The 25,691-nt window shown below is 67.5% G+C and carries 20 protein-coding genes; 8 read left to right on the forward strand and 12 right to left on the reverse strand.

Annotated features, from left to right (window positions below):
- Nucleotides 1–11: 11 nt before the first annotated feature.
- A complete protein-coding gene (locus C4B30_RS02490) occupies nucleotides 12–1,034 on the forward strand; it encodes an FAD-binding oxidoreductase (RefSeq protein ID WP_105131618.1) in 1,023 nt (340 codons plus the stop codon).
- 163 nt (nucleotides 1,035–1,197) lie between these two features.
- Here C4B30_RS02490 and C4B30_RS02495 read toward each other — a convergent pair whose 3' ends face one another.
- The 7 genes from C4B30_RS02495 to C4B30_RS02525 all read right to left on the reverse strand — a co-directional run bounded on the left by C4B30_RS02495 (nucleotide 1,198) and on the right by C4B30_RS02525 (nucleotide 9,744).
- The gene (locus C4B30_RS02495) at nucleotides 1,198–2,574 is read right to left on the reverse strand and encodes an MFS transporter (protein WP_234015374.1); all 1,377 of its coding nucleotides are present in this window, start codon (nucleotides 2,572–2,574) and stop codon (nucleotides 1,198–1,200) included.
- Between the two features lie 262 nt (nucleotides 2,575–2,836).
- Nucleotides 2,837–3,733, reverse strand: a complete 897-nt coding sequence (locus tag C4B30_RS02500; protein WP_027780940.1) for a LysR substrate-binding domain-containing protein — start codon at nucleotides 3,731–3,733, stop codon at nucleotides 2,837–2,839.
- 182 nt (nucleotides 3,734–3,915) lie between these two features.
- On the reverse strand, nucleotides 3,916–4,323 hold the full coding sequence (locus C4B30_RS02505; protein ID WP_105131619.1) for an ethanolamine utilization protein EutQ: 408 nt from the start codon (nucleotides 4,321–4,323) through the stop codon (nucleotides 3,916–3,918).
- A complete protein-coding gene (locus C4B30_RS02510; protein WP_199779031.1) occupies nucleotides 4,320–5,633 on the reverse strand; it encodes an NAD(P)/FAD-dependent oxidoreductase in 1,314 nt (437 codons plus the stop codon). The genes C4B30_RS02505 and C4B30_RS02510 overlap by 4 nt, the downstream gene beginning before the upstream one ends.
- A gap of 15 nt (nucleotides 5,634–5,648) precedes the next feature.
- The gene (locus C4B30_RS02515; protein ID WP_105131621.1) at nucleotides 5,649–7,076 is read right to left on the reverse strand and encodes an FAD-dependent oxidoreductase; all 1,428 of its coding nucleotides are present in this window, start codon (nucleotides 7,074–7,076) and stop codon (nucleotides 5,649–5,651) included.
- 13 nt (nucleotides 7,077–7,089) lie between these two features.
- Entirely contained in the window at nucleotides 7,090–8,538 is a 1,449-nt protein-coding gene (locus tag C4B30_RS02520; protein ID WP_105131622.1) for an aldehyde dehydrogenase family protein, read from the reverse strand.
- Between the two features lie 9 nt (nucleotides 8,539–8,547).
- Nucleotides 8,548–9,744, reverse strand: coding sequence for an aromatic ring-hydroxylating oxygenase subunit alpha (locus C4B30_RS02525; RefSeq protein ID WP_089501945.1), 1,197 nt, complete (start codon nucleotides 9,742–9,744; stop codon nucleotides 8,548–8,550).
- A gap of 273 nt (nucleotides 9,745–10,017) precedes the next feature.
- Here C4B30_RS02525 and C4B30_RS02530 point away from each other — a divergent pair, with 273 nt between their 5' ends.
- Complete coding sequence (locus C4B30_RS02530; RefSeq protein WP_105131623.1) at nucleotides 10,018–10,431, forward strand: PPC domain-containing DNA-binding protein; 414 nt, start codon at nucleotides 10,018–10,020, stop codon at nucleotides 10,429–10,431.
- Nucleotides 10,432–10,591: 160 nt separating this feature from the next.
- Here C4B30_RS02530 and acnB read toward each other — a convergent pair whose 3' ends face one another.
- The 4 genes from acnB to C4B30_RS02555 form a co-directional block, all read right to left on the reverse strand.
- The gene (gene acnB / locus C4B30_RS02535) at nucleotides 10,592–13,177 is read right to left on the reverse strand and encodes a bifunctional aconitate hydratase 2/2-methylisocitrate dehydratase (protein ID WP_105131624.1); all 2,586 of its coding nucleotides are present in this window, start codon (nucleotides 13,175–13,177) and stop codon (nucleotides 10,592–10,594) included.
- A gap of 446 nt (nucleotides 13,178–13,623) precedes the next feature.
- Entirely contained in the window at nucleotides 13,624–14,097 is a 474-nt protein-coding gene (locus C4B30_RS02545; protein WP_105131625.1) for a nuclear transport factor 2 family protein, read from the reverse strand.
- A 136-nt stretch (nucleotides 14,098–14,233) separates the two neighbouring features.
- Entirely contained in the window at nucleotides 14,234–14,482 is a 249-nt protein-coding gene (locus C4B30_RS02550; protein ID WP_027780931.1) for a hypothetical protein, read from the reverse strand.
- A gap of 471 nt (nucleotides 14,483–14,953) precedes the next feature.
- Nucleotides 14,954–15,388 (reverse strand): universal stress protein, encoded by a 435-nt coding sequence (locus tag C4B30_RS02555; protein ID WP_105131626.1) that lies wholly within the window; start codon nucleotides 15,386–15,388, stop codon nucleotides 14,954–14,956.
- 345 nt (nucleotides 15,389–15,733) lie between these two features.
- Here C4B30_RS02555 and C4B30_RS02560 point away from each other — a divergent pair, with 345 nt between their 5' ends.
- From C4B30_RS02560 to C4B30_RS02585, 6 genes are all read left to right on the forward strand, one after another.
- Nucleotides 15,734–17,218 (forward strand): amidase, encoded by a 1,485-nt coding sequence (locus C4B30_RS02560; RefSeq protein WP_105131627.1) that lies wholly within the window; start codon nucleotides 15,734–15,736, stop codon nucleotides 17,216–17,218.
- A gap of 340 nt (nucleotides 17,219–17,558) precedes the next feature.
- Nucleotides 17,559–18,245, forward strand: coding sequence for a hypothetical protein (locus tag C4B30_RS02565; RefSeq protein WP_105131628.1), 687 nt, complete (start codon nucleotides 17,559–17,561; stop codon nucleotides 18,243–18,245).
- Nucleotides 18,246–18,370: 125 nt separating this feature from the next.
- Entirely contained in the window at nucleotides 18,371–19,201 is an 831-nt protein-coding gene (locus C4B30_RS02570) for an arylamine N-acetyltransferase family protein (protein WP_105131629.1), read from the forward strand.
- A gap of 101 nt (nucleotides 19,202–19,302) precedes the next feature.
- Nucleotides 19,303–19,479, forward strand: coding sequence for a ribbon-helix-helix domain-containing protein (locus C4B30_RS02575; RefSeq protein WP_089501935.1), 177 nt, complete (start codon nucleotides 19,303–19,305; stop codon nucleotides 19,477–19,479).
- A gap of 1 nt (nucleotide 19,480) precedes the next feature.
- Complete coding sequence (locus tag C4B30_RS02580; protein WP_089501934.1) at nucleotides 19,481–19,831, forward strand: VOC family protein; 351 nt, start codon at nucleotides 19,481–19,483, stop codon at nucleotides 19,829–19,831.
- 7 nt (nucleotides 19,832–19,838) lie between these two features.
- Nucleotides 19,839–20,702, forward strand: coding sequence for a class I SAM-dependent methyltransferase (locus C4B30_RS02585; protein WP_105131630.1), 864 nt, complete (start codon nucleotides 19,839–19,841; stop codon nucleotides 20,700–20,702).
- 13 nt (nucleotides 20,703–20,715) lie between these two features.
- Here C4B30_RS02585 and C4B30_RS02590 read toward each other — a convergent pair whose 3' ends face one another.
- Nucleotides 20,716–25,557 (reverse strand): NAD-glutamate dehydrogenase, encoded by a 4,842-nt coding sequence (locus tag C4B30_RS02590; RefSeq protein WP_105131631.1) that lies wholly within the window; start codon nucleotides 25,555–25,557, stop codon nucleotides 20,716–20,718.
- Nucleotides 25,558–25,691: the final 134 nt, after the last annotated feature.

The following is a 25,691-nucleotide window of genomic DNA, read 5'->3' on the forward strand; positions in this document are numbered from 1 at the left end:
GGGGCCGTTCGATGACTTACCGAATCGAGATCACGACACGCGACGGCGAGCGGTTCGGCTTCGGTTGCGAGGCCGAACAGGATCTGCTGTCGGCGGCGGCCGACGCCGACATCGCGCTGCCGTCGCAATGCCGGCGCGGAAGCTGCGGCGCATGCCAGGCGACCGTCGTAGATGGCGCGTACGAGATGCAGCCCGACAGCGCGGGCGTGCTGCCCGCCGGCCAGCGCGGTGCGGTCCTGCTGTGCCGGACCACGCCGCGCGGCGATCTGCGCATCGCCGCGCCGTATGACCGGACCAAGGTGCTGCTGCATCCGGTGCCCGTGCGCACCGCGCGGATCGCGGCGATCGAGACGGTCGCGGCCGACACGATGCGCATCGAGCTGCAGGTCGAGCCCGACGACGCTTCCGGTTCGGCCGTGGAGTTCGAGCCCGGCCAGTTCGCGGAGCTGGAGGTGCCGGGCAGCGGCCTGCGCCGCCCGTATTCGCTGGCGAACACGAGCAACTGGGACGGTCGCCTCGAATTCCTGATCCGGCTGCGGGCGGGCGGATGGTTTTCGACCTACCTGCGCGAGCGGGCGCGGCCGGGCGATCCGCTGACCGTCCGTGTGCCGATGGGCGGCTTCGGGGTGTTCGCGGATAGCTTGCGGCCACGCTGGCTCGTCGCCGGCGGCACGGGGCTCGCGCCGATCCTGTCGATGTTGCGACGCATGGCCGATTATCAGGAGACGGCGGATGCGCGACTGTTCTTCGGCGTCAATCAGGAAAGCGAACTGTTCATGCTCGACGAGCTGGCGCGCTTGCAAGCGGAGCTGCCGCAGTTGCGCGTCGAGTTGTGCGTATGGCGGCCTGGCGGGGAGTGGGGCGGCTATCGCGGCACGCCGGTAGACGCGTTGCGCGCGGCGCTCGAAGAAGCGGGGGCGTCGCCGGATATCTACGTGTGCGGGCCGCCGCCGCTCGTGCAGGCGGCGCGTGATGCGGCGATTGCCGCGGGCGTGCCGGATGCGCAGTTCGCGAGCGAGCGGTTTGCGGTGTGAGGCTTGCGTTCGTTCAGCTCGCCACGCATCGGCACTGTCCGTCGATCTGCTTTCGCTAGACCCAGCAGCGCGAGCCCGGCGTCGGCCCATTCGCGAGGCACGTCGTCGCCGGGCCGAGCGCATGCACGTTCAATGCGCCCGCCCTCGACGGCGGATGTCCGTGTCAGCCGGCCGTGCGGACCGCTGCCGTTCCCCGTTGCGGGGCGGACACTTCGCTCAGCAGCTTGCCTTTGGTTTCAGGTGCCAGCCAGTACGACACGATCCCGCCGAACAGACAGATGCCGGCGGCAATGAGCAGCGCGACGTTGACCCCGTACGCGCTGATGACCTGCGGCAACAGGAACGTGCCGAGCGCGGCGCCGATGCGCGAGAACGCGGTCGCGAAGCCCACGCCGATCCCGCGGATTTCCGTGGGGAACACTTCGCCCGGATAGACGCCGCACAGCGTCGTGGAAATCGCGTTGACCAGCGAGAACGTGAAGAAGCAGACGAGAATGACGACGGGCGACACATGCGCGAACAGCGCAACGCCCACCAGCGCGGCCGCCGAGATGAAGAACGGCGGGATGCCGAGCATGCGACGGCCGACACGCTCGACGAACATCACCGTGACGATCGTGCCCAGCACCGCGACGCCGTTCAGCACCAGGCCGCCCGTCAGTCCCTCCTTGAGCCCGAGCTTCTCCAGCACGATCGGCGCAAACGAGCCGATCGCGAAGTACGGCGTGACGTTGCACACCCAGAAGATCGACACGAACATCGTGGTCTTGAGGTAGTCGGCCGAGAACAGGCGGCCGAAGCCTTGCTTGCCGGTCGCGCGCTGGGACTGGAGGTCGTGCAGCTCTTCCGGCTCCATGTGCTCTTCCGCGAGCGCCCGTGCTTCGTCCGTGCGGCCCTGGCTCATCAACCAGCGCGGCGATTCGGGCGTGCCGAGGCGCAGCAGGAACACGATGACGGTCGGCACCGTGCTGAGGCCGAGGATCACGTGCCAGCCGGCCGTCGACGATACGGTGAGACCGTAGCCCACCGCATAGGAAATCAGGTATCCGACGTACCACGCGAGCTCGACGATCGACAGCAGCTTGCCGCGCAGGCGGGCCGGCGAGAATTCGGCGAGCAGCGGCCAGCCGATCGAATAGTCGGCGCCGATCGCGATGCCCATCAGCACGCGCACGATGAACAGTTGCCATGCATCGGTCACGAAGAACTGCGCGACCGACCCGACGAGGAAGATCGCGAGATCGATCGTGAACATCGGTCGGCGCCCGACCTTGTCGGCGAGCCATCCGCCGAGCGGGCCGCCGATGAAGATGCCGATCAGCGCGGATGCGCCGATCAGGCCTTCCCAGGCCGGCGACAGTTGCAGGTCGCGGCTGATCGCCGGCATCACGATGCCGATGCAGCCGAGGATGAAACCGTCGATGAACATCCCGCCGGAAATCACGGTCGTGAGTTTCGCGAGGAAGCGCCGGTGCTTGACGGATTGCGCGCCGGCGCGCTGCGTGCGCGCGCTCGGCGTGGAAGATAGGGCTTTTGACACGATGATGTCTCCTTGTGTTTGTGCAGGACGGCAGGTCCAGCCGATGAAGGTTCTGACGACCTGATCTGGATCAACTGGCAAGGAGAGTGTGTGGAAATCGGCCGGGCCGGACAAACGATATTTCGTGCGTCGATTCATCATTTTTTGTAATAGACGCAGCGTGCGGCATCGTTGTCCGGCGCGCTTGCGGTGCGCGCACGCGAACGCATTCCGTCCGACGAAAACGCCGTGAAGGAATAACGAAAAACGCGACGTGTCGAATCTAGCGGAGCGACAGCAGCCAGTCGCGGAAACTGCCGACGCTCTTGCGCCGTTCATGCGGGCCGGACGGCTCGAGAATCAGGAACTGGCCGTCCGTTTCGAGCGTTTCCGGTACCGCGCGCACCAGCGTGCCGTCCCGCAGGTACGGGTCGATCAGGTTGCGCCAGCCGAGCGCGACACCTTGCCCGCTCAACGCGGCCTGGATCACCATCGCATAGTTGTTGAGGTTGATCTTGTTGCGCGGAGCGACGGCCGGCAGCCCGAGGCGACGGAACCAGTCGGGCCACGTGACCCAGTCGCGCTCCGATTCGTCGAGCCACAGCCAGGTGCATGACGCGAGATCTTCCGCACGGCGCACCTCCGGACGGCGCGCGAGATAAGCGGGGCTGCAGATCGGAAAGATTTCCTCGCTGCAGATCGGCGTGCTCTTGATCGATTCGGGCGGGCTCTTGCAGTAGTAGACCGCGAGGTCGCACTCCAGCTTGCGGTAATCCTTTACGTGGTCGTACGCGACGATGCGCAGGTCGATGCCGCTGTGCGTCTCGTTGAATTCCGGAATGCGCGGCAGCAGCCACAGCGACGCGAGCGCGGTGCTGGTCGCGACCGTCACCTGCTGATCGCCGTGCCAGCGCTTGACCAGTTGCGTGGCCTCGGCGAGCGATAGCAAGGACTCCCGACAGGACTGGAAGTACTGCTCGCCGGTCGGCGTCAGGCGCACCGAACGGGTGGTGCGATCGAGCAGATGGGCGCCGAGCATGTCTTCGAGCAGGCCGATCTGCCGGCTGATCGCGCCCTGGGTGACGTTGAGTTCGTCCGCCGCGCGCGTGAAGCTGCCGAGGCGCGCGGTCGCCTCGAAAGCGATCAATGCCTTGAACGGCGGCAATGGCTGGATCTTCATGGGGGAACGGGTGTCTCCGTACAGCTTTTTGTCAGTCGAGTCCCGTTTCGGCGGCGTGACGGGAAACGCGCCCGGCGCGCGTTTCCCGCCGGGCGTCCTGCTGGTCGGGCTGGTTCTCGACCGAATTCTGCCCGAGCCGCGGGCGCCGTCAAGTCGAGAACGACACTACCCGAACCCGCCGCTCAGCGAGGCGGCGCGTGGCGCTCGGGCTCGTCCCGATCCGCGTCGTCGCACGTCTGTTTCCAGTTTCCCGGATAGACCACGTAGCCGAACAGCGCGAAGCCGGAGTAGACGAGCGTCGTGTACTTCGGCAGCCACAGTACCTGGCCCGGACTGACGCGATGCGTGACGCCGCCGGTATCGACTTCGAGGCAGCCTTCGATCGTGAAGATCACCTCTTCGTACAGCGTGGTCCAGCTCACTTTCGCCCCTTCCCAGCGGGCGAAACCGATGCCTAGGTTCGGCGACACGTCGTCCGGCAGCGCACGCGCAACATACGCGGCGCCCGGCGGGCCGCCGCGCACCACGAAGCCGAGATCGGCGTGGTCGACTAGCCGGGCCGAGGCGGTCGCGTCGGCGCGGGCGTTCACAGCTCGCTCCGGCTTTTCCACGCGGCGAGCCGGATGCGGGTCCGCACGCCGAGCCCGAGCAACGGCTCCGGCGGGTTCAGCGACGGCATGCCGGTGACCGCATGGATGTCGTCGAGCAGCGGCGACGACGCGCCGACCGCACGGTCGGCCAGCAGCGTGCCGGAGATCGTGCCCCATGCCGCGCCGACGCCGTTGTCGCATGCGGATGCGAGCACGCCGTCTTCCAGTTCGCCGAAGAAGTTGGTGAAGTTGCGCGAGATCGCATAAACGCCGCCCCAGGTGTGCGTGAACGGCACGTCCGACAGTTCCGGGAAGCGCGCGAGGAACGCGTTGCGGTGATCGGCGCGAATTGCGTGGCGCGCGGCTTCGTCGACGCTGCGGCCGTACTTCGGCACGTGCCGGTACGTGTTGCGGATGATGATGCGTCGGTCCCGCGTCATGCGAACGGTCGTACCCGCATGGTCGGCCGGCGTCAGCCCCCAGTCGAACCGGCCACGGTAGCGTCGGCTCTGTGCGTCGTCCAGCGGCGCGGTCCAGCTCGCGAACGTCATCACGGGCAGCAGGCGGTTCTGCAGGTAGCCGAATTCGCGCGTGAAGATGCTCGTCCCGAGCAGCAGGCGCCGCGCATGGATCTGCCCGTTCGCGCCGTGCAGCACGTAGCCGCCGACGTCGCGCTCGACGCGCAGGATCGGCGATTGCTCGAGCAGCTCGACGTTTTCCGGCAGCGAGCGGGCGAGCCCGCGCACGAGCGCGGCCGGCTGCATCAGATAGCAGCCCGGCGTGTACACCGCGCGGCTGTAGTGCGACGTGCCGAGCACCGCGTTCAGCGCCGCGCCTTCGACGGAGCGAAACGGTTCGCCGAGACCGCTCATCAGCTTCTCGAAATGTTCGAGATAGGCGAGGCCGCGTTCGCCGACCGCGCCCTGATATTTGCCGGCATGCGACCACTGGCACGCGATGTCGTGTTCGCCGATCAGCGCCTGAAGCTGCGCGATTGCCGCGCGGTTAAGGCGCAACAGGCGCTGCTTGAATTCCGGGTCCGGATTTTCGAGCGCGAACTTGTGCGGCAGGTCGATCACGAAGCCGGAGTTGCGGCCCGATGCGCCTTCGCCGACGCGTTGCGCATCCACCAGCAGGATGCGGGCGTCGGGCTCGTGAAGCGCGAGCCGGCGGGCGGCCGCGAGGCCGGCGAAGCCGGCGCCGATCACGGCGTAGTCGGCCACCTGGCGACCGGCAAGCCGGTTCGCGGGCGCGGGAGGGGGCAGTGCGGCATACCAGCCGCAACTGCTGTCGTCGTGGGGCAGGTTCATGATGTTCTTGGAATGTCAGGACACGGTTTGGCCGGCGGCGGACTTGCACGCGTTCACCCAGCCGGCCCGCAGCGTCTGCGCTTGCTGGCCGATCAGTGCGAAGCCGCACAGGCGGCCCGCGCCGTCGACGTGCGCGCAGCTGAAGCCGTCGGCGGTTGCGTCGACGCGCCATTCACCGGCGGCGGCCGCGGGCGGCGGCAGGAAGCTCAGCGGTGCAACGGGCGTCTTCACATGGACAGGCATCGGCGGGTAGCACACGTCGGTCGGCTGGCCGGTCAGCGTGCGTGCCAGGGCGCTCACGCCGTGATTGATCGGCGCGAGGTACGGTGCCGGCCGGCCGTCGATCTCGACGCAATCGCCGAGCGCGTACACGTCTGGCAGGTTGGTCCGCAGTTGCGCATCGGTGCGGATGCCGCGGCCGACGTCGATTCCGCATGCGGCCGCGAGCGCGACGTTCGGCGCGAGGCCGACCGCGGAAATCACGACGTCCGCGTCGAGCCGGCTGCCGTTCGCGAGCGTGAGCGTCCAGCTTCCGGGCTCGCCATCGATGGCCGCGACCGAGTTGCGCGGATGCCAGCCGACGCCGAGGCCGGCGAGCGCGCGTTGCAGGTGCTGGCCGGCCTGCTTCGGCAGCAGGCGTTCGAGCGGCCACTGACCGAGACCGATCACGTTCACGTCGAAGCCGCTGGCGGCCAGGTCGTTCGCGAATTCGCAGCCGATCAGCCCGTCGCCTATGATCGCGACGCGCGATGCGCCGTGCAGCCGGCCACGCAGTTCGCGATAGTCGTCGAGGTTGTTGACGCTGAGCAGCGCGTCGGCGCGCCCCGCGACGTCGATGCGGATCGGGCTCGCGCCGAGCGCGAGGACGAGCTTCGCATACGGCATCGGGCCGAACGCGGTGCGCACGACGTGCGACGCCGCATCGATCGCCAGCACGTCGCAGTGCGGGTACACGCGCAGCTTCAGGCGCCGCTCGATGTCGAACGGCGATTCGACGATCAGCGCGTCCGCGCTGCGGCCCTGCGAGGTCGCGATCGACAGCGCCGGCTTCGAATAGAGATGACCCGATTCGCGTGTCAGGATCACGATGTCGGCGTCGGGATCGCGCTGGCGCACGGCCTGCGCGAGGCTGTAGCCGGCGTGACCCGAACCGACGATGACGATCGGCGCGCGCGTCGGCCCGGCGGCGACGGCCGGCGGCGACGGCATCGGCACGGCTGGCACGACTGGCACGGCCGGTGCGGCCGGTGCGGCTGGTGCGGCCGACGCCGCGTCGTTGCCGATTTCGATCATTTCGAAATCGGACTTGCCGACGCCGCACTCGGGACATTTCCAGTCGTCCGGCACGTCTTCCCAGCGCGTGCCGGCGGCGATGCCGTCCTTGGGCCAGCCCTCGGCCTCGTCGTAGATCAGCCCGCAAATGACACAGAGCCACTTCTTCATCGTCGTGTCTCTCTCAGTCGCGGGCGACGCGGAACGCCATGTTCTTCGTCCGCACGTAACTGTAGATCGCTTCCTGGCCTTTTTCGCGGCCGAACCCGGACAGGCCGATGCCGCCGAACGGCGTTTCGATGCCGCCGGCATACCATTCGTTGACGAACACCTGTCCGGCGCGCAGGCGCCGCGTGAAGCGCAGCGCGCGATTGACGTCGCGCGTGAACACGCCGGCCACGAGGCCGAACGGCGTGCCGTTCGCGATCTCGACGGCTTCGTCTTCGGTGTCGAACGGGATCACGGCCAGCACGGGTCCGAACACTTCCTCGCGTGCGATCTTCATCCGCGGATGCACGTCGGCGAACACGGTCGGCTGCATGTAGTGCCCGCCGCGGCCGCCGAGCCGATCGCCGCCGGCGACGGCCCGCGCGCCCGCTTCGATCGCCTCGCGGCACATCGACGCGACACGGTCGAGCTGGTCCGCGCTGATCAGCGGCGTGTGGTCGGGGTCGTGTTCGCCACGGCCGGCGACGAGGTCGCGCGCCAGACTCGCGACGGCGGCAACCACTTCGTCGTAAATGCTTCGATGCACGACGAGGCGCGACATAGCCGAGCACACCTGGCCCGCGTTGAAGAAGATGCCGCTCTTCACGCTGGTGAGCAGTTGTTCGCGGTCGCAATCCGGACACGCGATGGCCGCCGATTTGCCGCCGAGTTCCATCACGCTGGGCGTCGCCCATTGCGCGGCGGCCGCGAGAATCGCGCGGCCGGTCGGCACCGAGCCGGTGAAGACGATTTGCCGGGTCTTCGGACTCGCGGCGAGATGGGCACCGACTTCGCTACCGAGGCCGCACAGCAGTTGTACCGCACCGCGCGGCAGGCCTGCGCGTTCGATTGCCTCGAACAGCGTGCACATGCCCAGCGGCGAGAGTTCCGGCGACTTCACGATCACCGCGTTGCCGGCTGCCAGTGCTGGCGCCAGCGAGCGCGCGCAGATCGACACCGGGAAATTCCACGGCACGATCTGCACCGACACGCCCATCGGTTCGTAGTGCGTGAAGTCGACGTAGTCGTCGCCGAGCGGCACCGAGATGCCTTCGAGCTTGTCGGCGAGGCCTGCGTAGTATTCGAAGTAGCGCGCGGCCTCGACGAACTCGTCACGTGCGTCGCTCAGGCGCTTGCCGTTTTCACGACACAGAATGCGCGCGCCTTCCTCCGTTATCGCACGGATTTCGTCAGCGATGCGCAGCAGCCACTTGACGCGTTCTGCAGGGCGCGGGCGGGTCAGCGCGCCGCTGTCCGCGCAGCGCGTCGCGGCGTCGAGTGCGCGCTCGGCGTCGTCGGTCGATGCCAATGCAACGGTCGCGAACGGTTCCGCGTCGGCCGGGTTCGCGACGTCGAGGCGGCGCGGGCTGTCGACCCATTCGCCGTCGATATAGTTCAGCCAGTGTCGGTTGAGTGCGTTTTCCATTGCGGGCTCCTAGTGCGCCTGTCCGTTCTCGAGCACCTGGCTGGCCATCCAGCGATGGAAATAATGGGTGGGCGCGTCCATTTCGGGCGAGAACACGCCACCCTTGAAGCCCGGCGACTGGCGACCGGCCTGCATGCCTTCGACGGCGCCGATGTCTTCCGAGAACACCACGCGCCACGCGGCCAGCACCGCGTGCCGGCTTGCCGCATAGCCCGGATCGTGCGCGGCGTCGTCGCCGACGAAGAACAGCCGCAGATGCTCGACCGTGCGGTTTGCCGCCACCGGCTGCAGGACCATCGCGAACGCGTGGTCGGCCTGGATGCCGAGCAGCACGTTCGGGAACAGCGCGACGTATTCGGCCGTGCGCAGCCGATCGCGAGGCCACGTCGGGAAGGTCGGCAGCGACGTACCTTCGACGTCGGCGAGGTTGTACGCGCGGCTGCCCTGGCCGGCGAAGCGGTCGGCGAACGCGATGTTGTAGTGGTCTTCCAGGCGCGAATACGAGTTCAGCGACGGATGAACCCACGGGAGGTGATAGGCCTCGCAGTAATTCTCCACGGCCAGCTTCCAGTTGCAGTTGACCTCCAGCGACCACGACCCGCTGTCGTGCGGCGCGCGGATCAGCGACAGGCCATCGGTGCCGAGGAACGGCTGCCAGCGATCGGTCAGCGGCTTGATCGCTTCGTCGAAATCGGGCGCGGTGCCCGACAGGTTCACGAACACCATGCCCATCCACACGTGACTGCGCAGCGCCTTCAGGCCGTGCTTTTCACAGGCGAAACGCGGGTCCTTGTGCTGGTTGATTCCGCCGACGTGCGGCGTGCCCTTGAGCGCGCCGTTGAGATCGTAGGTCCACGAGTGATACTGGCAACGGATCACGCCCTGAATCTCGCCGGCTTCGTGCACCAGCTTCATGCCGCGATGGCTGCAGACGTTGTGGAACACCTGGAGCACGCCTTCGCGGTTGCGCATCATCAGCAGCGGCAGGCCCATGAAATCGATCGGCCGGACCGACGAGTTCTGCTTGATATCATCGGCGAAGCCGATGCAGACCCAGTCGCGGCTCAGCACCGCATCGCGCTCGTGCTTGAAATACTGCTCGTCGGTGTAGAACTCGTTGCCGAGGCCGGTGGCCTGGTCGATCGGCTTCAGTACGGTTTCGAGCTGGACCAGCGGAAATTGTTTGACTTCGGCGGGGGCGTTCATTGTCTCGTCTCCTGGGCATCTGTTGAATGTGTTGCCCTGACCTGAGCGGGGCAGGATGCGGGCCTCGGGACAAATTATCGAAGTCGGATTCCACCGCAACAAACGATTCTTTGGCGGTGGATTCATCAGCAATTCTCATGAGTGCGGTGCCGGCATGGCGCGCAGACGCAGGCGGGAGAAGCGGGCTGGGACGGGCGGAGCGGGGTGACTTGCGGGATTGTCGGCGTGAACTTACCCTTGGTCGACAATCCGCTGACGAACAGGTTATCGACCATGCAAGCCCATCCACTGCGCCTTTCCCCCGGCGACGATCTGCGCGGCGCCATCGAAGCGGCGTTGCGCCGCCACGACTCGCACGCGGCCTTCGTGATCCAGGGCATCGGCAGCCTGAGCGTCGCGCAGTTGCGCTTCGCCGGCGCCGACCAGCCGACCGAGCTGCGCGGCGACCTCGAAATCCTGACGCTGGCCGGCTCGGTGTCGCCGGACGGCGCGCATCTGCATATGTCGGTCTCGGATACAGACGGCCGCGTGACGGGCGGCCATGTCGCGCACGGCTGCGTGGTACGCACGACGGCCGAGATCCTGCTCGCGCTGCTGCCCGCGCATCGTTTCTCGCGCGAGCCCGATGCGGGCACCGGCTTCAACGAACTGGTGATCCGTCGCGAGCCGGGCGGCGGCGCCGCATGAGTGTCGCGAAGCGGCGCTGGAATCGCCGGTCATCGAAGCCCTTCCCGTTACCGCTCATTCCGCAAGGCGCAATCCATAAAAAAAGCGCCGCGGCCATTCGGCCCGCGGCGCCTTTCGGTGCGCTGCGACGTCGACCACCCGCCGCAACCCGACTGCGTGCTTAGATCTGCACGGTGTCGGCCACTTCCTTGAAGTCTTCGATCTGGTCGAAGTTCATGTACTGATAGATCTTGTCGCCGTTGGCGGTGAGCACGCCCATGTCGGCCATGTACTCTTCCTTGGTCGGGATCTTGCCCAGACGCGAGCAGATCGCCGCCAGTTCCGCCGAGCCGAGGTACACGTTCGTGTTCTTGCCGAGGCGGTTCGGGAAGTTGCGGGTCGACGTCGACATGACCGTCGCGCCTTCGCGCACCTGTGCCTGGTTGCCCATGCACAGCGAGCAGCCCGGCATTTCGGTGCGCGCGCCGGCCGTGCCGAACACGCCGTAGTGGCCTTCTTCCGTCAGCTGCTTCTGGTCCATCTTGGTCGGCGGCGCGACCCACAGCTTGACCGGAATGTCGCGCTTGCCTTCCAGCAGCTTCGACGCGGCACGGAAGTGGCCGATGTTGGTCATGCACGAGCCGATGAACACTTCGTCGATCTTCGCACCGGCGACGTCGGACAGCGTCTTCACGTCGTCCGGATCGTTCGGGCACGCGACGATCGGCTCGTGGATGTCGGCGAGGTCGATCTCGATGACGGCCGCGTATTCGGCGTCGGCATCCGGCGACAGCAGCTGCGGGTCGGCCAGCCACTGTTCCATCGCCGCGATGCGGCGCTGCAGGCTGCGCGGATCCTGGTAGCCCTGCGCGATCATCCACTTGAGCAGCGTGACGTTGCTGTTCAGGTATTCGATGATCGGCTCCTTGTTCAGGTGCACCGTGCAACCGGCAGCCGAACGCTCGGCCGACGCATCCGACAGCTCGAACGCTTGCTCGACCTTCAGGTCGGGCAGGCCTTCGATTTCGAGAATGCGGCCCGAGAAGATGTTCTTCTTGCCTTGCTTGGCGACCGTCAGCATGCCTTGCTTGATCGCATACAGCGGAATCGCGTTGACGAGGTCGCGCAGCGTGACGCCCGGCTGCATCTTGCCCTTGAAGCGGACCAGCACCGATTCCGGCATGTCCAGCGGCATCGTGCCGGTGGCGGCCGCGAACGCGACGAGACCCGAGCCTGCCGGGAAGCTGATGCCGATCGGGAAGCGCGTGTGCGAATCGCCGCCGGTGCCGACGGTGTCGGGCAGCAGCATGCGGTTCAGCCACGAGTGGATCACACCGTCGCCCGGGCGCAGCGCGATGCCGCCGCGCGTGCTGATGAAGTTCGGCAGCGTCTGGTGCGTCTTCACGTCGACCGGCTTCGGATACGCGGCGGTGTGGCAGAACGACTGCATCACGAGGTCGGCCGAGAAGCCGAGGCACGCGAGATCCTTCAGTTCGTCGCGGGTCATCGGGCCCGTGGTGTCCTGCGAGCCGACCGAGGTCATCTTCGGTTCGCAGTACGTGCCCGGGCGCACGCCCTGGCCTTCCGGCAGACCGCACGCGCGGCCGACCATCTTCTGCGCGAGCGAGAAACCCTTGCCGCTGTCGGCCGGCTGGTGCGGCAGGCGGAACAGCGTCGACGGCGCGAGGCCGAGCGCTTCACGTGCCTTCGCGGTCAGGCCGCGGCCGATGATCAGCGGAATGCGGCCGCCGGCGCGCACTTCGTCGAACAGCACGTCGGACTTCACCTGGAATTCGGCGATGACCTTGCCGTCCTTCAGCGCCTTGCCTTCGTACGGGCGCAGTTCGACCACGTCGCCCATTTCCATTTGCGACACGTCGAGCTCGATCGGCAGCGCGCCGGCGTCTTCCATCGTGTTGTAGAAGATCGGGGCGATCTTGCCGCCGAGGCACACGCCGCCGAAGCGCTTGTTCGGGACGAACGGGATATCTTCGCCGGTGAACCACAGCACCGAGTTGGTGGCCGACTTGCGCGAGGAGCCGGTGCCGACCACGTCGCCGACGTAGGCGACCAGGTGCCCCTTTTCCTTCAGCGATTCGATGAACTTGACCGGCCCGCGCTTGCCGTCTTCTTCCGGCGTGATGCCCGGGCGCGCGTTCTTCAGCATCGCCAGCGCGTGCATCGGGATGTCCGGGCGGGTGGTGGCGTCCGGCGCCGGCGACAGGTCGTCGGTGTTGGTTTCGCCCGTGACCTTGAACACGGTGATGGTCAGGCTTTCCGGCACTTCCGGGCGGCTCGTGAACCATTCGGCATCGGCCCAGCTTTGCAGCACGGCCTTCGCGTGCGCGTTGCCCTTGTCGGCGAGTTCCTTCACGTCATGGAACTGATCGAACATCAGCAGGGTTTTCTTCAGCGCGTCGGCGGCCACCGCGGCGACGGCTTCGTCGGACAGCAGCTCGATCAGCGGCTGGATGTTGTAGCCGCCGAGCATCGTGCCGAGCAGCTCGGTGGCGCGCGCACGCGAGATCAGCGCGCAGGCGGTCTCGCCCTTGGCCACGGCGGCCAGGAAGCCGGCCTTCACGCGGGCGGCTTCGTCGACGCCGGCGGGCACGCGATGGGTGATCAGGTCGACCAGCGTCTGCTCTTCACCGGCGGGCGGGTTCGTCAGCAATTCGACCAGTTCGGCGGTCTGTTGAGCCGTCAGCGGCAGGGGAGGAATACCGAGCGCGGCGCGGGCGGCCACGTGAGCACGAAAGTTTTCAAGCATGGGGAGACCTGCTGATATTGCGTTTGAGGGGAAGGCCTTGCCGGCACTCCGGGGCTATTCCAGACACTGCTTTGAGCGGAATTCTAATCTCAATGATGTGGAACGTCAAATGTCTTATGTCTTATATAAGAGTTAAGACGCGAGAGAAGGGGATGCGCGGTTGCAGGGGAGGAGCCTGTCCTGCCGGTCGTATGTATGGCGGGGGGAAAAGCGCGGGATCTACTTATCGGGACGGTGCGATGCTGCCGGCCGCGACGGCCGGACATCGCGCCCACCACGTACGGCTACGGCAAAGGGCGCGTAGGGCTTGCCGGCCGGCATCCGGAGGCCGATGAAAGCCGGTATCGCCGGAACGGCCTCAAGTCTGGACGGCGCGTTGCCGAATATGGCCTGCGACCCGACCGACGCGACGATGAAGCCGTAGCGGCGCGACCGCGCCGCCTGGCTTATTTGCGTTTGGCGCGATATGCGTCGAGATTTTTCCGTGCCTGCGCGCGGATCGCACGCTGCATGAAAGGCGTCCAGCCCAGCAGCGCGCCTTTCATGCCGAGTGCCTGACGCGCCCAGCGCCACAGGTCGAAATGGTCGCGATGCTCGACGATGCATCCGTCGCGAAACCGGAATCGCGCATCGATCCGGTTGGCCACCATCCGTCCGGTCGCGGCGAACCGGTAGTGCGCGCTCCACTTCGCACGCCCGGCCTGCTCGTCCGCGGCGACTTCGCCGAACGTCAGCGAGAACTCCTGGGCCCGCGCGACCAGCATCCGCCACATGTCGCGCGCGAGTTCGCCGCGCAGTTCGCCGAATGCGGGATCGCTGAATACGACGTCGTCGGCATAGCACGCGAGCATCGCGTCGATGTCGCGCTGCTGGAAGGCCGTGTAGAAGCGCTGGATCAACGCGATGTTCGAATCGGTCATGTCGGGGGTAGCGGGGAAGGGAGGGCGGACGGCGACGTCCGCCGAAACGTCGATCGGGACGTGGCGACAGGCAGCGCGAACCGACGCCCGTGCCTGCGACTTCGGGCGTAGCTGGCCTGCCGCCGGATGATACGCGTCAGCGGGCGGCCATCGCGACGTCCTGGTCGCTCCGCCCCGTCACCAGGCAGCCCGACATGAATGCCTCGCTCTGGCTGCCGGCGGCGGCTTCGCCGAAGCCGCGACCGAGCGCGTCGCTCTTCACCTGCGCGGCGCCTTGCTCGCACGCGAGCGGGCTGGCGTCGCGGCCCTGCGCGTGCAGGATCGCGCGATCGCCGATGAGATAGGCCAGCAATGCAAAAACAGCGATATGTACGGCTCGTCTCATGGTTCGTCTCCTCGTTGCTCAAGCGTAACGCGGACACGTTCGACGAAGCACTTGGGGCTTCCCCCGGTAAACGTCTGCTGAAAGCGGTGGCGAGGCAGGGCGATCCTGTCCTGTTTTCGCGTCGCCGCTCGATGGGCGGGCAATGCGCGCGAGTTTGACGAATGTCAGGGTGCGGGCAGGCGGCGACGGTCGCGCGGCCGTTCAAAGCGATAGCATGAATGCATGATTTGACGGAACGCGATGCGAGGTCGACGCATCGGGTCCGGCAAGCAGGCAGGTGTTGAATATCGCTGTCGAAATATTGAGGAATCCAAATGTTGAACGTCTCTTCCGTCCTGATCAGTCTTGCCCCGATGTGGGCCATCCTGCTGCTGGCGTCTTCGGCGGCCGCCTATTTGGTGTTCTGGCGCAAGGTCATCGACTGACTGCGCCACAGCGCGCACGGTGCGTACGCGCGCCGTGCAGTGCCGGTCATTGCACCGCCGTCACCGGCACGTTCGAAATCCGCATCAGCCGGGCCATCACGCTGCGCCGAAACACCGACATCAACGCGTGCAGCGGATCGCGTCCCGGCACGGCCACGACGATCTCGTCGCACCCGGTTTCGGCTGCCGTGGCCGCGATCGTATCGGCCACGGGCCCGACCTTCATCACGACGCTGAACTTCACGTCAGCATCGCGCAGGATCCGCTCGGCCATCGCGAGATCGTCGGTCGCGAATTGTGCCTCGATCGCGCGCAACCGCGACAGCGGGTGATAGGCCTCGAGCCGCGTCGATTCGAGCGGCGCCTGCACGTTGACCAGCACGACCTCCGATGCGCAGCGCTCGCGATACAGAAACGTCGCGTGCCGGACGGCCTGAAGCGAGCGCGGTGAATGGCCGACCGGAACCAGCAGCTTGAGCATGGACGATAAACCCGGAAACGAGGAGCTTCCAGCGTAGCGGGCGACCGGACGAAACGATCTAAAGAGATCGGCCGGTCGCATAAAAATGTCGTTAACGCGCGGTCCCGTGGCACGCCGATTAAAAATATAAGAAATTTAAGTTTATGCGCATAAACGGCTGCGCGCGGTGCCGGCGGCCATGGCCCGGCCAGTCGTCTCGGACTATCCGCGCGAGCGCGATTCAGTCGGATCCGCAATGAATCGCGCCGCAAAATATCGGAGGTCGTCCGGGTGGCGTCGCGTAGAGTAGAGCGTCGGCCGCCGCCCGGCGGCGCGCCATCCGATACCGCTTCCCAGGAGACCCGCATGCCGCACGGCGCCCCGCAGTTTCTCGCTCCCGCTTCCATTTCCGTCGATCCGATCGTGCGCCTGTCGGCCGGCGAGCTCGCGTCGGCGATCCGCGGCAAGGCGGTGTCGTGCGTCGAGACGATGCGTGCGTATCTCGATCATGTCGAGCGCGTGAACGGCGCGGTCAACGCGATCGTCGCGCTGCGCGAGCGCGATGCGCTGCTGGCCGAAGCCGCGGAAAAGGATGCAGAGCTGGCGCGCGGCGAGTACCGTGGCTGGCTGCACGGGATGCCGCAGGCGCCGAAGGATCTGGCGACGACGAAGGGGCTGCGGACGACCTACGGCTCGCCGATCTTCCGCGAGAACGTGCCGCAGGCCGATTCCGTCGGCGTCGCGCGGATGCGCGCGGCCGGCGCGATCTTCATCGGCAAGACCAATACGCCCGAGTTCGGGCTCGGTTCGCACACGTTCAACGAGGTCTACGGCGCGACGCGCAACCCGTACGACCTGACGAAGAGCGCGGGCGGCAGCAGCGGCGGCACGGCGGCGGCGCTCGCGTCGCGGATGCTGCCGGTGGCGGACGGCAGCGATTTCGGCGGGTCGCTGCGGAATCCGGCCGCGTTCTGCAACATCTACGGCTTCCGTCCGTCGCAGGGCCGCGTGCCGCGCTGGCCGGGCGTCGACGTATTCATGCAGCAGCTCGGCATCGAAGGGCCGATGGGCCGTACCGTCGGCGACGTCGCGCAACTGCTCGCGATCCAGGCCGGCTACGACCGCAACGATCCGCTGTCGCTCGCGGAAGATCCGGCGGTGTTCGCGCAGCCGCTCGACGCGGACCTGCGCGGCAAGCGCGTCGCGTGGGTCGGCGACTGGAACGGCTATCTCGCGACCGCGGCCGGCGTGCTCGCGCAGTGCGAGCGCGGGCTGGCGACGCTGCGCGAGATCGGCTGCGACGTCGATGCGGCGCTGCCGGCATTCGCGCCCGACCGGATCTGGCGCCTGTGGCTCACGCACCGGCACCTGCTGTCGGGCGGCGGGCTGCTCGCGCACTATCGCGACCCGGCGCGCCGCGCGCTGCTGAAGCCCGAGGCGATCTACGAGGTCGAAGGGCTGCTCGCGATGCAGGGCGCGGCGGTGTTCGACGCGAGCGTCGAACGGACCGCATGGCATCAGGCGGTGCTGCGCTTCTTCGACCGTTACGACTTCATCGCGGCGCCGACCGCGCAGGTGTTCCCGTTCGACGTCGACCAGCGCTGGCCGAAGGAGATCGCGGGCCGCGCGATGGACACGTACCACCGCTGGATGGAAACGGTCGTGCCGTGGACGCTGGCCGGCTGCCCGGTGATCAACGTGCCGGTCGGGTTCAACGACGCGGGCTTGCCGATGGGGATGCAACTGATCGGCCGTCCGCGCGCCGATCTCGCCGTGCTGCAGCTCGCGCGCGGCTACGAGCAGGCGGCCGACTGGGTGGCCCGGCGGGTGCCTGCGTGGATGGCGGCGTAATACCGCGGCCGGCAGGCAGCCGGCAAAGCCGGGTGACGAAACGGGCGGCGGCGAGCTGCCCGTTTCGTTTTGCATCGCTCGACGCGAAGCGCGCCGGCGGATGCGTTTCGTCGCGTCGCCGGCACGGGCCGGTATCCATTGATGCGACCGGAGAACGAATCGCGGTACGTGCGCGGCATCGCGCGGCAAACGCACGCGAATCCGCTCGACGGCGGCCGTCGGCCGCCGAATTGCAAGCGGCGACGCGGCCCGATTTCGTTTCGATGTGTTTCAGTCGTTGCGGCAGCGCGCGACGCGCTTCGACAATATCGCCTCGACAATTCGGGCACGAGGGAAACACATGAAGCACATTCGCGCGACGGGCCGGCATCTGGCCTCGGCAGGCATCGCGTTCGGCATCCTGGTGAGCGGCGCCGCACACGCGCAGCTCGACCTGCAGTCGATCGGCGCGTCGCTGCTCGGCGGCGGCCAGCAGCAGGCGGCGCCTGCGCAGGGCGGTGCCGCGCAGTTGCTGCAGGCCTATGTCGGTGCGAACCAGCAGGTGCTGAACGGCCAGTCGTCGCTCGCGTCGGCGATGGGGCTGACGGGGGCGGCCGGGCAGGCGCAGCAGGCCGCGAGCCAGTTATCCGGCGGCGATGCGCCGTCGCCGGCCACGCTGTCGCAGATGGGCGGTGCGCAGCAATCGGTGTCGCAGGCGCTCGGCCAGGCGTTCGCGAGCGGCGGCGCCACGCACGGCCCGATCGACAAGCAGGCGTTCAGCAACGGCCTCGCGTCGCTGGGCCAGGGGCTCACGCAGTATTCGCAACTGCAGTCGGGGCTCGGCAATCTGGGCTCGACGAGCGCGGCGTCGCTGCTGCAATCGGGCCTGAATCCGCAGAACATGCAGGCCGCGTCGTATATCGCGCAAAGCGCGCCGGGCCAGTTGCAATCGCTTGCCGCGACGCTCGGCCAGGCCGTGCAGTTCGCCACGAGCCAGGGCATTTCGGTGCCGTCGGTTGCGTCGTCCGCGCTGAAGCTGCTGCCGTAACGTGGGGCGGGTGCGTGCGCGATGCGTAGCCGGCATCGCGCACGCCGGCGACGAACGGTGGTCCCGCACAACATGGGGATTTCGCGCGATGCTATCGTGGCGTGTTCCTTTATCGGTGCCGGCTCATGACTGACTCGTTCGACCTCTCGCGCTATTTCTCCCGCATCGGCTACGACGGGCCGGCCGAGCCGACGCTGGACGTGCTGCGCCGGCTGCATCTGCTGCATCCGCAGGCGATTCCGTTCGAAAACCTCAATCCGCTGACCGGCGCGCGGGTGGCGCTCGACCTGCCCGCGATCGTCGACAAGGTGATCGAACGCCGCCGCGGCGGCTACTGCTTCGAACTCAACAAGCTGTTCCATACCGCGCTCACGACGATCGGTTTTCGCGTGACGCCGCTGATCGCGCGCGTGCGCTGGATGCGGCCGCCCGAGATCGTCACCGCGCAGACGCACATGCTGCTGCGCATCGACCTCGACGGCGCGGCATGGCTCGCGGACATCGGCTTCGGCAGCGCGACGCTGACCACGCCGCTGCGCTTCGTGCCGGGCGAGCGGCAACTGACGCCGCACGGCGCGTTTCGCGTGATCGATGCGCCGGTCGACGGCGAATTCGACATGCAGTTCGAGATCCCCGACGGCTGGCAGACGACCTACCGCTTCTCGCTGAAGCCGGCCGAATGGATCGATTACGAGGCCGCGAACTGGTTCACGTCGACGTATCCCGAATCGATCTTCGTGAACGACCTGATCGCGTGCCGTGTGCTGCCGGACGGCCGCGCGGCGCTGCTCAACACCGTGCTGACGCTGCGCGACGCGGCGGGAGCCGGCCGCACGGTCACGTTCGACGATGCAGCCGACTGGGCGGCGTGCCTGCGCGACACGATCGGCATCAATACGGCGGGATTCGACCTGGACGCGCTGTTCGCGCGGCTCGCGGCACGCAGCGTAAGGTAACGCGGACACGCGACATCCGACGGCGGCCTGCACGCGGGCCGCGACCGCCCCCGCCATCACCCCCGGTTGACTTTTGCTAGATTGCTAGCATACTAGCCTCCATGACCGACGAAGAAGTGAAGCAATTCAACGTGTACCTGCCGCTCGGCCTGATCCGGCAGGTCAAGCATCGCGCCATCGAAACGGAGCAATCGCTGTCCGCGCTCGTGGCCGACGCGTTGCGCGCGTACCTGGCCGCGCCGCCGACCGGCGCGGGACCGTCCAACAAGGAGGAGTGACATGTCATCCGAGCGAATCGAAGCCGTGTATCTGACCACGCACAACTGGGGCAAGTCGGCGAAGTTCTTTCAGGCGCTGGGCTTCAGGCTGGAATTCGAAACCGATCACAACTCGGGCCAGTTGCGCAGCGGCGACGGTCCGTTCCTGTTCATCGCCGAAGTGCCGCCGAGCGAAAAGCCCGACATGCAGGTCGTGATCAAGGTCGCCGACGAGCAGGCGGTGCAGCCGCAACCGATCGTCGATGTCGTCACGCCGTTCGAGGACACGCACTGGGGCACGCGCGACATGACCGTGCGCGATCCGGACGGCCGCGTGTGGCGCCTGCAGGCGCCGGGCAGGCAGGGCGCGTGAGGTCGACATGACCGATATCCGCGAAGACGACGCGCCCGACGGCACGGCCGCGCGCGTCGCGTTGTGGCGCGCGCTGCACGTCGAGCTCGACGCGCCGCCGCATGTGCTCGCCGACGAAATCGGGCTGCAATTGCTCGCGCCGGAACCCGGCTGGCAGCAGCGCGGCGACATGGATCCCCAGTTCACGCGGCCGTTTCGCGCCTCGATCGTCGCGCGGGCGCGCTTCATCGAGGATCTCGTGGCCGGGCAGGCCGCGCGCGGCGTGAGTCAGTACGTGATTCTCGGCGCGGGGCTCGACAGCTTCGTGCAGCGCCGGCCGGACATGGCGTCGCGCGTGACGGTGTTCGAAGTCGACCAGCCGGCGCCGCAGCGCTGGAAGCAGCGTCGCCTGGTCGAATTCGGCTTCGGCGTGCCCGACTGGCTGCGCTTCGTGCCGGTCGATTTCGAGGCGAAGCAGTCGTGGCGCGACGCGCTCGTCGGCGCGGGCTTCGATGCCGGCAAACCGGCGGTCGTGGTGTCCACCGGCGTCAGCATGTATCTGACGCGCGAAGCGAATGCGGCTGCGCTACGCGAAGCCGCGTCGCTCGCGCCGGGTTCGACGTTCGCGATGACGTTCCTGTTGCCGCTGGAGAATGCGGATCCGGACGTGCGCCCGGGATTGGAAATGGCCGCGAAGGGCGCGCGTGCGAGCGGCACGCCGTTCATCAGCTTCTTCATGCCGGCGCAGATCCAGGCGCTCGCGCGGGAGGCCGGCTTTGCGAAGGCCGAACACGTTTCGGCCGCCGAGCTGACGCGCCGTTATTTCGCCGATCGCACGGACGGCCTGCGGCCGCCGAACCGCGCGGAAGAATTGCTCGTCGCGACGGTCTGACCTGTCGCGCCCGTCACGCGCGTTCGAGCACGGCCATCTCCCGCACGACCACGAGCAGCACCGCGAGGCTCGCGCCGCCGGATGCGCGCAGATCCGCGAGCAGGTGCTCGTAGCGCGCGAGCGCGGCCTCGCGGCGCGCGCGCCACGCGCCGACGATCGTGTCCGGCGTGGTCGAATCCGGCGATTCCGCGAGCGCGCTCGTCGCGAGCGTGCGCTTGAGCCGCGCGACTTCCGCGAGTGCGGCGGCGCGCGCGAGCATGTCCCAATGCGTCGGCGTCGGCAGTGTCGCCGCGCGTTCGCCGATCCACCCGTAATTGAGCAGCGTGCCGAGCGAGAAATAGACGCCGGCGACGAGTTCGAGGCTGCGGTTGCAGGTCGCCGCCACTTCGGCGATGTCGAGCAGCGCGGCCGAGATGTCGCCGCTCGCGACGCGTATCGCGAGCGCGCTGTCGACGCCGGCGTCGACCAGCACGCGCTGCCGCTCGGACAGCGCATCGAGATCGTCGGCCGGCAGCAGCGACGGCAGTTGCGGCGCGATGCGCTGCACCGCGTCGCGGCAGCGCGCGATCAATCCGGCGACGCCGCCGTCGGCCACCGCACCCGACTGCAGATGCCGCAGGAACCACAGCGCCGCGCGCTCCAGCAGCCGAGTGACGTCGACGAACATGCGCGCCTGCACGTCGTCGGCGACACGGTTGTCGAGCGCATCGATGTCGCGCCATACCGCATCGAGGTCGAACACGTCGCGCGCCATGATGCACGCGCGTACGATGTCGCCGGGCTTCGCGTCGGTCTCCTCCATCAGCCGGTGCACGAATGCGCAGCCGACGCGGTTCACGAGCGCGTTGGTCAGGTGCGTCGCGAGAATCTCGCGGCGCAGCGGATGGCGACGCATCGGCTCGCTGAAGCGCTGTTGCAGCGGCTTCGGGAAGTAGTCGACGAGCATCGCGGCCACCAGCGGATCCTCGGGCACGTCGGATTCGAGCAGCGCGTCGTAGAGCCACATCTTGCTGTACGCGAGCAGCACCGCGCGCTCCGGCGACGTGAGGCCGAGCTTCGCGGCCTGCCGCTCGGCGACTTCGTCGTCGGTCGGCAGGAATTCGATCACGCGGTTCAGGCGGCCCGCGCGTTCGAGCCAGCGCATCAGGCGCGCCTCGGCGTCGAGCATCTCGACCGCATAGCGGCCCGCGATCGACAGCGCCTGCGTCTGGTAGTAGTTGTCGCGCAGCACGAGCAGCCCGACTTCGTCGGTCATCTCGGCGAGCAGGGCGTTGCGCTGCTTCTCGGTCATCTCGCCGTCGGAGACGACGAGCCCGAGCAGGATCTTGATGTTGACTTCGTGATCCGAACAATCGACGCCGGCCGAGTTGTCGATCGCATCGGTATTGATGCGGCCGCCGTGCTGCGCGAACTCGATGCGGCCGAACTGCGTGCAGCCGAGATTGCCGCCTTCGCCGACGACCTTGCAGCGCAAGTCCGCGCCGTTCACGCGCACCGCGTCGTTCGCGCGGTCGCCGACCTGCGCGTGGGTTTCGCGCGCCGCCTTCACGTAGGTGCCGATGCCGCCGTTGTACAGCAGGTCGACCGGCGCCTGCAGGATCGCGCGGATCAGCTCGGTCGGCGGCAGCGCGTGCGCGTCGATGCCGAGCGCGGCCTGCACGGCCGGCGACAGCGGGATCGTCTTCGCGGTGCGCGGATACACGCCGCCGCCCGGCGAAATCGCGGCCGTGTCGTAGTCGGCCCAGCTCGAGCGTTCGAGCGCGAACATGCGCTGGCGCTCCGCGAAGCTCGTCGCCGGGTCGGGGTTCGGGTCGAGGAACACGTGCCGGTGATCGAACGCGGCGACGAGCCGGATATGCGGCGACAGCAGCATTCCGTTGCCGAACACGTCGCCCGACATGTCGCCGACGCCGACCACGGTGAAGTCGGTGGTCTGCGTGTCGACGCCCATCTCGCGGAAGTGCCGCTTCACCGATTCCCACGCGCCGCGCGCGGTGATCGCCATCTTCTTGTGGTCGTAGCCGACCGAGCCGCCGGACGCGAACGCATCGTCTAGCCAGAAGCCGTATTCGTGCGAGATCGCGTTCGCATAGTCGGAGAAGGTGGCCGTGCCCTTGTCGGCGGCGACGACCAGGTACGGATCGTCGGGGTCGTGGCGCACCACGTCGGGCGGCGGCACGATCGCGTTGCCGGCGAGGTTGTCGGTCAGGTCGAGCAGCCCGCGCAGGAACGTCTGGTAGCACGCGATGCCTTCTCGCATCCATGCTTCGCGATCGCTGGGCGAAGGCGGGTTCTTCACGACGAAGCCGCCTTTCGAGCCGACCGGCACGATCACGACGTTCTTCACCATCTGCGCCTTCATCAGCCCGAGCACCTCGGTGCGGAAATCCTCGCGGCGATCCGACCAGCGCAGGCCGCCGCGCGCGACGCGCCCGCCGCGCAGGTGCACGCCTTCGACACGCGGCGAATACACCCAGATCTCGAACATCGGCTTCGGTTCGGGCAGGCCGGGCACCTTCGCCGGATTGAACTTGAACGACAGGTACGGCTTCGATTCGCCGTTCGCGTCGGCGAGGAAGTAGTTCGTGCGCTCGGTCGCATTGATCACGCCGAGGAACTGGCGCAGGATGCGGTCCTCGTCGAGGTTCGGCACCTGATCGAGCGCGCCTTCGATCGCCTTCAGCAGCCGTTCGGCCAGCACGTCGCGCGTGTTGCCGATGTGCGGGTCGAAGCGCAGCAGGAACAGCTCGACGAGTTGCCGTGCGATCGCCGGATTGCCGGTCAGCGCGCGTTCGATATATGCGTCGCTGAAGGTCGAGCCGACCTGCCGCAGGTATTTCGCATACGCGCGCAGGATCGTCACTTCGCGTGCGCTCAGGTGCGCGCGCAGCACGAGGCGGTTGAAGTCGTCGTTCTCGATCCGGCCGCTCCAGATCCGGTCGAACGCATCCTCGAACAGGCCTTTCACGCGCTCGATGTCGAATTCGGTATCGTCGGTGAGCTCCAGGCCGAAATCGTGTACCCACGCATGCGCGGCATCCTGCGTCTGGATCCGGTACGGCCGCTCCTCGTCGACGCGCACGCCGAGGTGTTCGAGCATCGGCAGGCTGCGCGACAGCGCGATCGGGTCGCCCGCGCGATACACCTTGAAGCGGAACGCGCGCGGCTCGGCCTCGATCGGCCGGTACAGGTTCATCGCGAGCTGGCCCGAATCCTTCACGCGCTCGATCAGCTCGATGTCGCGCACGGCCGTGCGTGCCGGATAGTCGTCGCGATAGCCGGCCGGGAACGAATCGGCATAGCGTTGCAGCAACCGGTTGCCTTGCTCTTCGCCGAATGCATCGAGCAGCGCGTCGGCGAGATCGTCCTGCCAGCGGCGCGTGACCTGCACGAGCCGCGTTTCGAGTTCGCGCGTGTCGACGTCGGGCATCGTGCCCGGTTCGGCATGCACGACGAAATGAATCCGTGCGATCGCCGATTCCGACAGCAGCGGCGTGAATTCGACGTTCACGCCGTTGTAGGCATCGACGAGCAGCTTCGCGATGCGGCGGCGCAGGTCGGTGTTGTACTTGTCGCGCGGCACGAACACGAGACACGACACGAAGCGGTCGAACCGGTCGCGGCGCACGAACAGGCGCGTGCGCTGGTGTTCCTGCAGGCGCAGGACGCCGAGCGCGATGTCGTAGAGCTCGTCTTCGTCGGCCTGAAACAGTTCGTCGCGCGGATAGGTTTCGAGCACCGTCACGAGCGACTTGCCGAGATGCCCCTTCGGCAAGAAGCCCGCGCGCCGCACGATGTTCGCGCACTTGCGGCGCACGATCGGGATCTCGGCGCTCGACACCATGTACGCGGTCGACGTATAGAGCCCGATGAAGCGGCGCTCGCCGGTGACCTTGCCGTCGGCGCCGACGAGTTTCACGCCGACGTAGTCGAGATAGCCTGGGCGGTGCACGGTCGCGCGCGAATTCGCCTTGGTCAGGAAGATCGGCCACGCGCCGGTGATGATGTCGGCGGCGGCTTGCGGCAGCGGCGTCACGTCGGGCGCGTCGGACGTGCGCAGCGATTCGCGCAGGATGCCGAAGCCCGAGCCCTCGATGCCGCGCAAGCCGAAGCCCGTGCCGTCCGATACGAGCGCGTAGTCGCGCTGCCCGAGGAACGTGAAATGATCGGCGGCCATCCATTCGAGGAATGCGCGCGCCTCGATGTCCTCCGCGGTCGATTCGCGCGCCTTCATCTCCTTGATCGTCGCGCGGACGATGTCGACGATCTTCGGCCAGTCCTCGACCGACGCGCGCACGTCGCCGAGCACGCGTGCGATGTCCTCGCGCAGCGTGTCGAGCAACGCGGCGTCGCCGCAGCGGTCGACTTCGAAATGGATGAACGACGCGAGCTGCGACTGGCCGTCGCTGGACGTCGCGCCGCCCGCGTCGACGCGCTCGATGCCGCCGCCGGCGCCGCGCCAGATGCGGAACACCGGATGCAGCGCCGAATGCAGCGCGAGCCCGAGACGGTTGATGGCCATCGTCACCGAGTCGACCAGGAACGGCATGTCGTCGTTGACGATCTCGATCACCGTATGGTCGGAATGCCAGCCGTGCTGTTCGAGAATCGGGTTGTACACGCGCAGGCGCTCGCTGCCGGGCACGAATTTCTGGGCGGTCTGCCAGTGCGCCATCGCGGCGCCGTACAGGTCGGCGATGCCGCGGTTCTGCAGATCGTCGGCATCGACGAAATCGTAGTAATGACGCAGGAAAGGTTCGACGATCCGGAAGGTGGCTTCGGGCAACCGAGCGCGCGCGAATTCGACGACGTCGGAGAGCAGGTGTGTGACCACTTCCTCGTTCTTCGCTTCCATGGCGGTCTCCGTCGGGTGGCCATTGGCTGCTGAGTCTGTCCGGCATTATGCGCCGATTGCGTGACAAAGCGATGTGCGGGCGCACAACGGGCGAGGGCCGGTGCTGTGGAAGCCGCTCCCAACGCCGCGACGGG

Origin of the sequence: Burkholderia sp. BE12, from assembly GCF_002959955.1 — a bacterium.
In the GTDB taxonomy this organism is placed as follows: Bacteria; Pseudomonadota; Gammaproteobacteria; order Burkholderiales; family Burkholderiaceae; genus Burkholderia.